Annotated in this window: 13 protein-coding genes and 1 tRNA gene; 5 read left to right on the top strand and 9 right to left on the bottom strand. The window is 67.5% G+C overall.

Annotated features, from left to right (window positions below):
* Positions 1 to 27 precede the first annotated feature (27 nt).
* The 4 genes from PVT71_RS19395 to PVT71_RS19410 form a co-directional block, all read right to left on the bottom strand.
* Positions 28 to 1,314 (bottom strand): TRAP transporter large permease, encoded by a 1,287-nt coding sequence (locus PVT71_RS19395; protein ID WP_353474090.1) that lies wholly within the window; start codon positions 1,312 to 1,314, stop codon positions 28 to 30.
* Positions 1,311 to 1,871, bottom strand: a complete 561-nt coding sequence (locus PVT71_RS19400; protein ID WP_353474091.1) for a TRAP transporter small permease subunit — start codon at positions 1,869 to 1,871, stop codon at positions 1,311 to 1,313. Before PVT71_RS19400 ends, PVT71_RS19395 begins: the two co-directional genes overlap by 4 nt.
* Before the next feature lie 71 nt (positions 1,872 to 1,942).
* A complete protein-coding gene (locus PVT71_RS19405; protein WP_353474093.1) occupies positions 1,943 to 2,932 on the bottom strand; it encodes a TRAP transporter substrate-binding protein in 990 nt (329 codons plus the stop codon).
* Between the two features lie 46 nt (positions 2,933 to 2,978).
* Positions 2,979 to 4,049, bottom strand: coding sequence for a 4-hydroxythreonine-4-phosphate dehydrogenase PdxA (locus PVT71_RS19410; RefSeq protein ID WP_353474094.1), 1,071 nt, complete (start codon positions 4,047 to 4,049; stop codon positions 2,979 to 2,981).
* A gap of 107 nt (positions 4,050 to 4,156) precedes the next feature.
* Here PVT71_RS19410 and PVT71_RS19415 point away from each other — a divergent pair, with 107 nt between their 5' ends.
* Positions 4,157 to 4,828 (top strand): GntR family transcriptional regulator, encoded by a 672-nt coding sequence (locus PVT71_RS19415; protein ID WP_353474095.1) that lies wholly within the window; start codon positions 4,157 to 4,159, stop codon positions 4,826 to 4,828.
* A gap of 27 nt (positions 4,829 to 4,855) precedes the next feature.
* On the opposite strand, the gene PVT71_RS19420 is transcribed toward PVT71_RS19415, so the two are convergent.
* The 3 genes from PVT71_RS19420 to PVT71_RS19430 form a co-directional block, all read right to left on the bottom strand.
* Positions 4,856 to 5,491 carry a LysE family translocator gene (locus PVT71_RS19420; RefSeq protein WP_353474096.1) on the bottom strand — a complete coding sequence of 212 codons (636 nt, stop codon included), beginning with the start codon at positions 5,489 to 5,491 and terminating at the stop codon, positions 4,856 to 4,858.
* 191 nt (positions 5,492 to 5,682) lie between these two features.
* Positions 5,683 to 5,758: transfer RNA gene (locus tag PVT71_RS19425), tRNA-Ala, on the bottom strand.
* 165 nt (positions 5,759 to 5,923) lie between these two features.
* Positions 5,924 to 6,241, bottom strand: coding sequence for a TIGR02300 family protein (locus PVT71_RS19430; protein WP_353474097.1), 318 nt, complete (start codon positions 6,239 to 6,241; stop codon positions 5,924 to 5,926).
* 105 nt (positions 6,242 to 6,346) lie between these two features.
* Between PVT71_RS19430 and PVT71_RS19435 the strand changes: the two genes are divergently transcribed.
* From PVT71_RS19435 to PVT71_RS19445, 3 genes are all read left to right on the top strand, one after another.
* The gene (locus tag PVT71_RS19435) at positions 6,347 to 7,039 is read left to right on the top strand and encodes a SprT family zinc-dependent metalloprotease (RefSeq protein ID WP_353474099.1); all 693 of its coding nucleotides are present in this window, start codon (positions 6,347 to 6,349) and stop codon (positions 7,037 to 7,039) included.
* Between the two features lie 34 nt (positions 7,040 to 7,073).
* Entirely contained in the window at positions 7,074 to 7,727 is a 654-nt protein-coding gene (locus tag PVT71_RS19440) for a GntR family transcriptional regulator (protein ID WP_353474100.1), read from the top strand.
* Positions 7,728 to 7,811: 84 nt separating this feature from the next.
* Positions 7,812 to 8,714 (top strand): DUF1206 domain-containing protein, encoded by a 903-nt coding sequence (locus tag PVT71_RS19445; protein WP_353474101.1) that lies wholly within the window; start codon positions 7,812 to 7,814, stop codon positions 8,712 to 8,714.
* A gap of 913 nt (positions 8,715 to 9,627) precedes the next feature.
* Here the strand turns inward: PVT71_RS19445 and PVT71_RS19450 are convergent.
* A complete protein-coding gene (locus PVT71_RS19450; RefSeq protein ID WP_353474102.1) occupies positions 9,628 to 10,590 on the bottom strand; it encodes an acetyl-CoA carboxylase carboxyltransferase subunit alpha in 963 nt (320 codons plus the stop codon).
* 102 nt (positions 10,591 to 10,692) lie between these two features.
* Positions 10,693 to 11,286: a LysE family translocator gene (locus tag PVT71_RS19455; protein ID WP_353474103.1), complete on the bottom strand. Its 594-nt coding sequence runs from the start codon at positions 11,284 to 11,286 to the stop codon at positions 10,693 to 10,695.
* Positions 11,287 to 11,359: 73 nt separating this feature from the next.
* Between PVT71_RS19455 and PVT71_RS19460 the strand changes: the two genes are divergently transcribed.
* On the top strand, positions 11,360 to 11,812 hold the full coding sequence (locus PVT71_RS19460; protein ID WP_353474104.1) for an Lrp/AsnC family transcriptional regulator: 453 nt from the start codon (positions 11,360 to 11,362) through the stop codon (positions 11,810 to 11,812).
* Positions 11,813 to 11,857 lie beyond the last annotated feature (45 nt).

Consider the following 11,857-nt stretch of genomic DNA (forward strand, 5'->3'; position numbering starts at 1 on the left):
GGGGAGAGCCGGCCCGCGACGGCCCCGTCACTGTCCGTAGACGAGGTCCACCAGCGAGAGAGATACCGCCGGCACGTAGGTGACGAGCAGCAGCACCAGCACCAGCACGCCCACGAAGGGCAGGTTGGTGACCGAGGTCCGCCACACGTCGGTGCGCGCGATCGAACAGGAGGTGATCAATACGCTCGCGACCGGCGGGGTCTGCTGGCCAAGCGCGATATTCAGCGTCAGCAGAATACCGAACTGGATGGGATCGATGCCAAGCTCATGCACCAGCGGCATGAAGACCGGCACCGTCAGGATGATCGCCGCGGCACCGTGCAGCACCATGCCCACGAAGAGCAGGAAGAGGTTGATGATCATCAGCACGGCAAGCGGGTTGGTGGTGATCTGGGTGATGCCCGCGGCCAGCCGCTGCGGCATCTCGGTCTCGGTCAGGTAGAGGCCGAGCACCGCCGAGGCGGCCACCATCAGCATCACCACCGAGGTCTGCAGCACCCCGTCCACCAGCGCGCGGTAGAGGTGGCGCAGGTCGATCTCGCGGTAGATGAAGACACCGATGAAGAGCGCCGCCACCACCGCGATCGCCGCGCCCTCGGTTGCCGTCACCACGCCGCCGAAGATGCCGCCGAGGATCACCACCGGCAGGATCAGCGCCCAGGACGCCTCCTTCGCGGTTTCGCCGAGGCGGCGCAGCGAGAAGGCTTCGTCGCGCGGCAGGTCGTAGCGCCGCGCCATGTAGTAGCAGAGCGCCATCAAGAGCCCGCCGCCCAGCACGCCCGGCACGATGCCCGCCACGAAGAGCTTGACCACCGAGGTGTCGGACATGGCGCCGTAGAGGATCATCGGGATCGACGGCGGGATGATGATCGCCAGCGAGGCCGAGGACGAGGTGATCGCCGCCGCGAGGCGCGGGCTGTAGCCCTTCTGCTTCATCGCCGGGATCAGCACCGAGCCGGTCGCGGCCACGTCGGCCACGGCCGAGCCGGAGATCTCGGCAAAGAACATCGACACGCCGACGTTGACCATGGCGAGCCCGCCGCGCACGAAGCCGATCATCGCCGAGACGAAGGCGATGAGCCGGGTCGAGATGCCGCCGGTGTTCATCAGCGCGCCGGCGAGGATGAAGAGCGGGATGGCGATCAGCGGGAAGCTCGTGGCCCCATCGTAGAGCGACAGCGCGGCGTTCAGGAACCCGAGCTCGCCGTTGAGCATGAAGACCCCCAGCAGCGCCGCCCCGAGAATCGAGAAGGCGATGGGCATGCCGACCGCGATCAGCACGAACATGAAGATCAGGATACCGGCTTCGGTCATTGGGTGGCCTCCTTGCGGACATGCGCCAGTTCCGCCTCGGCGCGGGCGATCTCGTGTTCGATCTCGGCGGTGTCGGGGTCGACGCCGTCGCGCACCGCCTGCAGCCGCTCGGGCAGGGTCAGCACGCGGCCGATCGCCATCAGGCCGAAGCTCACGGGCAGGATGCCCTGCAGCACGGCACGCGGCACGAAGCGGACCGTGGTCATCACCTCGTCGCCGAAGATCTCGAGGATCGCCCAGCTGGCCCAGGCGATGATCAGGCAGATGGCGAGGAACAGCAGCTCGACGAGGCCGAAGAGCACGAAGCGCCCGGCGCCGGGCAGGCCGAACATCAGCCCGTTGAAGCCCATGTGGGAATTGCGCACCACGGCCAGCGCGGCCCCGGTGAAGGTGATCCAGGCGAGGAGCGCCGCGGCGACCTCGTCGTACCAGATCAGCGACTGGCCGCTGTAGCGGAAGAGGACGCCCAGAAGGACGACCACCGCAAGGGCGACGATCATCGCGATGGTGGCGATCTGCAGGAACAGGTCGAGCCAGCGGGTGGGACGGGACAGCAAGTTTGCCTCCGTGAAACGTGCGAGGGGAGAGGCGGCGCGGAGTCTCCGCGCCGCCGGTTCACCTGTGTGGCTCAGGAGCCCGAGCCATCGGCGAGCGAGAGCGCCTTGTCGATCATCTCCTGACCGCCCGGCACCTCGGCCGCGAACTTCTCGTAGATCGGCTTGGAGGCCTCGACGAAGGCGTCGCGGTCGGTCTTGTTGACCTCGAGCCCGCCGGCCTCGAGCTTGCCCACCAGGTCAGCGTCCTCGGCCTCGCCCTGCTCGCGCGCCCAGAGGGCAACCTCCTGCGCGGTCTCCTCGATGATCTTTTGCACCTCGGGGTCGAGCTTCTCGAAGGCCTTCACGCCGACGGTCGGATAGGCCGGGGAATAGACATGGTTCGACAGCGACAGGTACTTCTGCACCTCGTTGAGCTTGCCGCCGTAGATGTTGGTCATCGGGTTCTCCTGCCCGTCGACCACGCCGGTCTGCAACGCGACGAAGAGTTCCGAGAAGGGCATCGGCGTCGGGTTGGCGCCGTATTGCTGGAACATCGCGACGCGCCAGCTGGAATTCGGCGTGCGGATCTTCAGCCCGTCGAGATCGGCGGGCGTGGTGACCGGGTGCTTGGAGTTGGTGATCTGGCGGAAGCCGTTCTCCCAGATCGCCAGCGGCTTGTAGCCCTTGGCCTCGGCGGCGGGCTTCAGCACGCTCTCGAACAGCGCCTCGTCGATCCGGGCAAGATGCGCGCGGTCGGCGACGAGGAAGGGCAGGTCGAAGAGCGCGTATTCCGGCGCGATCTCGGGCATGGTCGAGCTGGGCAGGGTGATGTGCATCGTGCCCAGCTTGATCTTCTGCAGCATGTCCTTGTCCTTGCCCAGCTGCGAGCTGTCAAAGACCTTCACCACCGCCTTGTCGCCGAGCTTTTCATTGGCGCGGCGGGCGAATTCCTCGGCGGTCTGGTCCTGCAGCGAGCCGTCGGCGGCGCTGAGCCCGAAGATGATCTCTGTCTGTGCCAGCGCGGGCGCGGCCTGCAGCGTGACGGCGACGGCGCCGATCAGTGCGATATGCTTGAGTTCCAAGTGTGTCTCCTCCCTGAGTGCTTGGTCCTGTTGGTGGAGGCGTCGCTCAGCCGGCCAGAACCTCCGGTTCGGTGAGCGCCGCGATGGCCCCGGCCGCGTGCTGGCGGTCCTCCTCCGTGGCTGGCGGACGGGGCTGCAGCCCGGCCAGCTTGCGGCCGAGAGCGATGGCGTTGAACGTGGCGCCGGTGTCGGCGCGGCCCAAACCCGCGATGTCGAAGGCGGTGCCATGGGCCGGGGTCACGATCGGGAAGGGGTAGCCCGCGATCAGCGTCACCCCCCTGTCGAAGCCGACCAGCTTCATCGCGATCTGCCCCTGGTCGTGGTACATGGTCATCACCGCGTCGAACTCGCCCCCCTTGATGGCCCGCACGAAGACGGTATCCGAGGGGACCGGGCCGGTCACGTCAATGCCCTGCGACCGCGCGATCTCGATCGCGGGTGCGATGATCTCGTCATCCTCGTGGCCGAAATTGCCGCCGTCCCCGGCATGGGGGTTGAGCGCGGCCACGCCGATGCGCGGGTTCGGGATGCCTGCGGCGGTCATCACGTCCGAGGTCAGCTTCAGGCTGCTGGCGACACGCTCGGTGGTGATGGTGCTTGCCACCTTGCTCAGCGGGATGTGCGAGGTCACGCGGGCGTTCCACACCTCGTCGAGCACGTTGAACTCGCGGCCCGACTGCTCGGCCTGCGTGACCGCGTCGACGAAGCCGATCTCGTCCACGTAGGAGGGGCGGGCGAGCCGCATGGAGTGCTTGTTGAACGGGGTGAAGGCGACGACATTCGCGATCCCGGCCTTGCCGAGCAGCAGCGCCGTGGCGAAGTTCTGCAGCGAGGCGCGGCCGCCGGCCTGCGAGGACTTGCCCGGCGGCACCGCCGCGGGATCGCAGTTGCCGAGGTCCAGAAGCACCGATCCGGCGGGCAGGGGCCTTGCGAGATCCGCGGTGGAGATCACCGGCAGGTCGATCGTCACCCCCGCAACTTGCGCACCCTTCGCCAGCAGCCGTGCATCCCCGATGACGATCAGGTCGCCAAGGTTCGCCTGCGCGTCCGCCACCATCTTCGCGGCCAGTTCAGGCCCGACCCCCGCGGCATCCCCGATCGCCAATGCGACTCGCATATTCGATTCTCCTCCACATGTATTTTGTATATTTTGTTTTCCGATACGGTATCGCGTGGCAAGAAAAAACTTGCTAACCTGCGAAAAAGACCAAGGACGGAGGTGTCATGGACCTGTCTTCAGCTTCGGCCATGCCATTGCAGATCAAGAAGGAATCCCTGCACGATCAGGTCGCGAACCGGATCCGGGATCTCATCATCGAGGGCTACCTCGAGCCCGGCAGCCGCATCGACGAGGTGCAGCTGCTCGAACAGCTGGGCGTGTCGCGCACGCCGTTCCGCGAGGCGCTGCGCACGCTCGCGGCCGAGGGGCTGATCGTCATCCAGCCCTCGCGCGGGGCAACCGTGCGCAAGCTCTCGCCGCAGGACGTGTTCTCGATGCTCGAGGTGCTGGGGCATCTGGAAAAGCTGGCCGGGCAGACCGCCTGCGCCCGCGCGAGCGACGCCGACATCGCCGCCATGCGGGCGCTGCACGAGGAGATGCTGGCGCATTACCGCAGGCGCGACCGGCTGCCCTATTACAAGCTCAACCAGGAGTTCCACTCGCGGCTCGCGCTGCTTTCGGGCAACGAGACGCTGCAGGAGATCCAGCAGAACATCCAGGGACGGCTGAAGCGCATCCGCTTCGTCGGCAACGGCACCGAGGATTACTGGGCCGACGCTGTCGCCGAGCACGAGGAGATGATCGCGGCGCTCGAGGCGCGGGACGGCGACCGGCTCGGCGAGGTCATGTCGCGGCACCTGACCAACACCTGGGACCGGGTGAAGGCGTCGCTCTGAGCGGAGCCTCGGCGCGTCCCGCGGGCCTTAGCGCTGCGCGTCGAAGGCCAGTCTTGCGGCCAGCCCCGCGAAGACGGTTCCGAGGACATATTGCGAGAGCCGCGTCCTCCTGCCGCTCTTCGCGAGCGCGCCGCTGACGCGGCTGGCCGCGATGACCACGGCGCCGTTCACGAAGAAGCCCACGACGTTGAGGATGGTTGCGAGGACCATGATCTGCACGGCGACGGAGCCCGACTGCGGCGCGACGAATTGCGGAAACAGGGCCAGCACGAAGATGGCCATCTTGGGATTGAGCAGATTGGTCAGCAGGCCCTGCCGGAACAGCCCGCGCGCGGACTGGGACCTGCGCCGGACGGGCGCCGGGTCGTCGCTCTGCGCCCTGGCCCTGAAGGCGGTCCAGGCCAGGTAGAGCAGGTAGGCCGCCCCGGCGTAGCGGACGATGTCATAGGCCGTCGGCACCGCCACGAACAGCTGCGACAGCCCGAGCGCCGCGGCAAGCGCATGGCAATAGGTCCCCACGGCGATTCCCGCCCAGGTCGCAAAGCCCGCGGCCCGGCCTTGGGCGGCACTGCGCGACGCGATGAGGAGCATGTCCGGGCCGGGGGTCGCCGCAAGGGCAAGCGCCGCGGCGGCGAAGATCAGCAAGGTGGACAGGTCCGGCATCAAGGGCACTCCGTCTCCAGGACGGGACAATTCCTAGGCGCGGCGCGCGAGTCTGGCAATGACCGATCGGTCCGGGCTGGCGGTGCAGGGGAGGGGGTCAGCGGGATGCCGGCAGGGCGCGGCTCTCCCGATCGGGACCTAAGTCCCAGACCACGCAAGGTGAAACTGTCCGGTGATCCGATGCGGAGGATTGGTGGAGCCTAGGGGGATCGAACCCCTGACCTCTTGCATGCCATGCAAGCGCTCTCCCAGCTGAGCTAAGGCCCCAATCGCGGTGCTCTTCGCCTTGTCCGTCCTGCTCTTCAGAGCGTTTCGGCTTCGGTCCGGAGCGGTGTCCGCCGCGCCGTCTCCGGCGCTGTGCGGCGTGATCTATGGGATGCTGCGGGCGGGTTCAAGCGAAAAAATGACCGCCCGCAGAAAAAACTTCAAAGCTTACTCGTCGTCATCCCCGGGGACGTCATGGATCTCGTCGAGCGAGACGTTGTCGTCCTCGTCATCGTCGAGAACATCATCGTCATCGAGTTCGACCTCGACATCATCATCCAGCAGATCGACGTCATCGGCATTCTCGGTCTGGGCACGACGCGGAGCGCCATCCGGCTGGTCGGCCGACAGCATGGTGCGCTTGCCGGTGTCGAGTTGCAGCACCTCACCGGTGTACGGCGAGACGATCGGATCCTTGTTCAGGTCGTAGAAACGCTTCCCGGTGGTCGGGCAGACGCGTTTCGTGCCCCATTCTTCTTTGGGCATGGGTGGTCCCCTTCAGCTGGCTTGTACGGTCGACAATCTGCAGCCTCTGCCATAACACAAGGGCAGTGTCAAAACTTTTGGCCGTTGCAGTCTAGAGGCAGTGATATGGGGCAGATCACCCTTCCCGGCAACCCGCCGATCTCGGTCACCCTGCGCCGCTCGGCGCAGGCACGGCGCCTGTCGCTGCGCCTGTCGCAGCTTGACGGGCGCGTGACGCTGACCCTGCCGCGGCGGCTGCCCGAGGCGGAGGCGATCGGCTTCCTGCGCGAGAAGGAAGGCTGGCTGCGCGGCCACCTCGAAAACCGCGGCGCCGACGTGCGCGTCGGGCTCGGCAGCCGGGTGCCCTTCGAGGGCGCGCTGCACGAGATCCGGCCGGGGCAGGGGCGGGGGGTCCGCCCGCGCGACGGGGGCCTCGAGGTGCCCGGCGCGCCGGACCAGGTGCCCGCCCGGCTGATGGGCTGGCTGCGCGCCGAGGCGCGTGACCGGCTGGCCGCGGCCTCGGACCGCCATGCCGCCGCGCTGGGGCTGCCCTACACGCGGCTCACGCTGCGCGACACCCGCTCGCGCTGGGGCTCCTGCACCGCCGAGGGCGGGCTCATGTATTCCTGGCGGCTGGTCATGGCCCCGCCCGAGGTGCTCGACTACGTCGCCGCGCACGAGGTCGCCCACCTTGCCGAGATGAACCACTCGCCGGATTTCTGGGCGGTGGTCGAGCGGCTCTACGGCGACTGGCGCCCGGCGCGGCGCTGGCTGCAGACCGAGGGCGCCTCGCTGCACCGCTACCGTTTCGGCGATTGACGCCGACCGCGCCGCATCCCAGATTGCGCGGATCATGATCCAGCCCCAGCCCCGCCCGTCCGAAATTGCCGTCTCCGCCCATGAACGCGTCTACCGCGGGCTGCGCCAGCGCATCATGCTGGGGCAGATCGCGCCCGGGCAGGCGCTGACCCTGCGCGGCATCGGCCGCGAGTTCGACGTCTCGATGACCCCCGCGCGCGAGGCGATCAACCGTCTCGTGGCCGAGGGCGCGCTGTCGATGTCCTCCTCGGGCCGGGTCTCGACCCCCGAGCTCTCGAACGAGCGGATCGAGGAGCTGGCGGCGCTGCGCGCGCTGATCGAGGTGGAACTCGCCTCGCGTGCGCTGCCGCGGGCGCACATGGCGCTGATCGACCGGCTGCAGACGATCAACGGCACCATCTCCGAGATGATCCAGGCGCGCGACGCGGTGGGCTACATCCGCACCAACCTCGAGTTCCACCGCACGCTCTACCTGCGCGCGCAGGCGCCCGCGATGCTCGCCATGACCGAGACCGTCTGGCTGCAGCTCGGCCCCACCATGCGCAAGCTCTACGGCCGCCTGCGCCGCACCGAGGCGCCGCAATATCACCGGCTGATCATCGCCGCGCTGAAGGCCGGGGACGAGCCCGGGCTGCGCCTCGCGGTGCGCTCTGACGTGACGCAGGGGCTGCGGATGCTCGCCGCCTGAGGGCGGCACAGGCGGGAACCGGGGCAGGGGAGGGGCGTTGAGGGGGCAATCCCGACAGCCCTTCAGCCAGCCCGGAGCCCCGCCATGTCCCTCGCCGACTCCCTCTCGCTCACCCCCGACTCGCGCCGGGCCCGCCGGCTCGAGGACGTGAACCCCGAGGATTTCGCCTGGTCGATCCCGATCATGCGCGCCGGCTACGCCGGGCGCGGCCTCGTCTACCTCGTCGTGGCAGGGGTCTCGCTCTGGTCGATCCTGCACGGCGGCCAGGCCGAGGGCACCTCGGAGGCGATGCAGCGCCTGCAGGGCGGCTGGGGCACGGCGGTGATCGTGCTGATCGCGCTCGGGATGCTGGCCTACGCGGTCTGGCGGCTGGTCGACAGCATCTGGGATCTCGAGGCCTATGGCCGCGGCGCCAAGGGGCTCGTGGCCCGCGCCGGAATGCTGGTGACCGGGGCGGCGCATCTCGGCATCGGCGCACTTGCCGTCACGCTGCTGATCGGCCGCAGCGGCGGCAGCAGCGGCCGCCAGATGCTCGACAGCGTGCTGCAGGGCCCCGGCGGGCAGCTTGCCGTCGGCGCGGCAGGGCTGCTGACGATCGGGGCAGGGGGCTACTACCTCGTGAAGGCGGTGAAGGAGGAATACCGCGACCACCTGCGCGCCAACCGCTTCACCACCCATATGAACGGCGCACTGAAGGCGGGTCTCGCGGCGCAGGGCGTGGTGATCGGCATCATCGGCGCGCTGGTCTGCTACGCCGCGCTGCACGCCAATGCCTCCGAGGCGGGCGGGCTCGGCACCGCCTTCGACTGGCTGCAGGGGCAGGTCTACGGACAGGTGCTGGTCGGGCTGCTCTGCCTCGGGCTGCTCGGTTTCGCGCTCTTCTGCTTCGTGAACGCGGGCTACCGCATCATCCCCAAGGCCGCCGACCACGGCATCGAGTCGCTCGGCGCCCGCCTGCGCGCGGCGGCGGCAAATGCGGCGGGCTGAGGGCCCGCGCGGGCGGTCCCTGTCCGGGGCCGCACGCGGGTCATGTCCGGCGGTTCAACTTCAGGATGAAGAAGGCCGGAAAATCATGTTTGCGCAGCGGGTTGCCTGCGGCTTCGCGAGGAGCGATTTGCAGAGACTCCGCGTGGGGCGCGCTTCGCTGCTTTCCAGTTGCCGGGAGTCTGCGGACCCGTATTGGGCAGAAATAAGGATTGCGCCGAGAAGCGGAATTCAGTGAGGCGATAAAAGGCGTCGGGACGGAGATTTCGAAATAAAAAGGCGGCACGTTCGATCTCGCTCGGGAATTATACCGTAGTTGAATGTATTTGGCCTGCGACAGCGCTTTGCAACACAAAGCCAAAATTTCGCCTTTAGATTTCATCCGCAACGTTTTTCGCTCCGAAAGCTCTGCACCAGCCGCTCGGGCGGAGCCTTTGATATTGCGCGAGTTATTTCAAATGAAGGCGGATGTGCGTCGGCGGAGATGCGTCAAGGTGCTGTAAAGAATGTGGTTTCTCGTGGTTCCTCCCATCAGGCGGCGCGACCGTCCCGGACCCGATTTCGGGCTCCGAAATACGATGACCACCCACGATGACCCGGAAAAAAGGCCTCATATGCCTCAATTCAGACAAGAACAGTCGCGAAACTCAAATTCACCCAATCACGCGCAAGGTCTGGAATTGAAAATTCGAGACGTGACCGGAAAATAAGGCATAAAAGCGCCGCCAAATATTTCCAGAGCTCCTCCCGCCCAAGTCTCCCAAGAGCGCCAGCCGAGAAGAAATAAACCCCGCCGCCCCAATTCCCTGCGCCGATCTCCTCATCTTCCGCCTTTACATGAAGAAGCCCCGGAATGCGGCGAGAACCGCGCTCCGGGGCTGCTGATGTCAGGTCGGTCGGGCCGCAGCCCTGCGGGTCAGGCGGCGAGGCCTTTCGAGCCCATCGACAGGAACTTCTCGCGGCGCGCCTTGACCAGCTCCTTGGGCTTCATCCCGTCCATCTCCTCGAGCATGGCGGCGATGTTCTTGCCGACGGCCTCGATGGCGGTCGCCGGGGCGCGGTGCGCGCCGCCGAGCGGTTCGGGGATCACCTTGTCGGCGACGCCCAGCTTCAGCAGGTCCTGCGCGGTGAGGCGCAGCGCCTCGGCGGCCTCGCGCATCTTCTCGGCGTCCTTCCACAGGATCGAGGCGCAGCCCTCGGGCGAGATCACCGAATAGACCGAATGCTCGAGCATCGCGACGCGGTTCGCGGTGGCGAAGGCCACGGCGCCGCCCGATCCGCCCTCGCCGATGATCACGGTCACCAGCGGCACGCCGATCTGCAGGCATTTCTCGGTCGAGCGGGCGATCGCCTCGGACTGGCCGCGCTCTTCCGCGCCCTTGCCCGGGTAGGCGCCGGGCGTGTCGACGAGGGTGATCACCGGCAGGCCGAACTTGTCGGCCATTTCCATCAGCCGGATCGCCTTGCGGTAGCCCTCGGGGCGGGCCATGCCGAAGTTGCGCTCGATGCGGGTCTGGGTGTCGTTGCCCTTCTCGTGGCCGATCACCACCACCGGGCGGTCGTTGAACCGCGCGAGCCCGCCCATCACCGCGTGGTCGTCGGCAAAGCCGCGATCGCCGGCGAGCGGCGTGAACTCGGTGAACAGGGCTTCGATGTAATCCTTGCAGTGGGGACGGTCGGGATGCCGCGCCACCTGGCACTTCCGCCAGGGCGTCAGCTTCTTGTAGAGGTCCTTGAGCAGCTCGTCCGCCTTGCGGTCGAGCGCGGCGGCCTCGTCCTCCACATGCATCTCTTCGTTCTTCCGCGCCATGGCGCGCAGTTCTTCCGCCTTGCCTTCGATCTCGGCGAGGGGTTTTTCAAAGTCGAGATAATGCGTCATGCTCGGGCACTCTTGTTGGTCGCGGCCTATATGGCCCCGAAGGCGCCCGGATGCAACAAAGCAAGCTCGATTGCCGGATCCGTGCGCCCGGGAAGCGGGGTCTCAGCCCAGCAGGACCGGCAGCATCGAGGCCAGCAGCAGCGCCGCCATGCTCCAGTTGAAGAGCCGCAGACGCGCCGGATTGGTCAGCACCCGGCGCAGGCTGCCGCCCAGCACTGTCCAGGTGGTGGTCGAGATCGCGCCCATCGCGACGTAGGTGCCCGAGACCAGCAGCACCGCCGGCAGGTCGCGGCTCACCGCGTAGAGCGTGATCGCCCCCAGCGCCATCGACCAGGCCTTGGGGTTGACCCACTGGAAGGCCGCCGCCTGCAGGAAGCTCATCGGCCGGGCCCCGGCCGCCGCCTCTCCGGGCGCGGCGGCATGGGCGATCTTCCAGGCCAGCCAGAGCATGTAGAGCACCGACAGCACGGTCAGCGCGCCGCGCGCCGCCGGGAAGGCCTCGAAGACGCGCATCGCGCCGAGCCCCACCAGCAGCACCATGGCCGGAAAGCCGAGCGCCACGCCCAGCATGTGCGGCACGCTCCGCGCGAGGCCGAAGTTGGCGCCGGAGGCGAGCAGCATGAGGTTGTTCGGCCCCGGCGAGATCACCGTGACGAAGGCGAAGGTGGCGAGGGCCAGCAGAAGATCCTGTGTCATGGCGACAGACTTGCCCCGGCGTGCGCGGAGAAACATTGCAATCAGCGGCGCATTCTGGCTCTGATCGCAATTTATGAGCGACCTTGACTACATCGACCGCAGGATATTGCGCGTGCTCGCCGGCGATGGCCGGATCAGCAACCTTGCCCTCGCCGAGCGGGTCGGGCTGTCGGCCTCGGCCTGCCTGCGGCGGGTGGCGGCGCTCGAGAAATCGGGCGTGATCCGCGGCTACCGGGCGGTGTTCAGCCCCGAGAAGACCGGCATCGGCTTCGTCGCCTACGTGACCGTCGGGCTCGGCGTGCACACCAAGGAGGCGCAGCTTGCCTTCGAGCGGGCGATCACCCGTTCCCCCGAGGTCAAGGAATGCCACAATATTACCGGGAACGTGGAGTATCTGCTGCGGATAGAGGTGACCGATCTGGCCGCCTACAAGGAGTTCCACACGGAGGTTCTGGGCACGCTGCCCCAGGTCAGCGCCATCACCTCCTACGTGGTCATGGGCTCGCCAAAGGACGAAAGAGCCTGAGCGGGCCTGATTCGGACGGCATCGGTGTCCCCGCGGGGACACCGC

The organism is Salipiger sp. H15, from assembly GCF_040409955.1.
Classification (GTDB): domain Bacteria; phylum Pseudomonadota; class Alphaproteobacteria; order Rhodobacterales; family Rhodobacteraceae; genus Salipiger.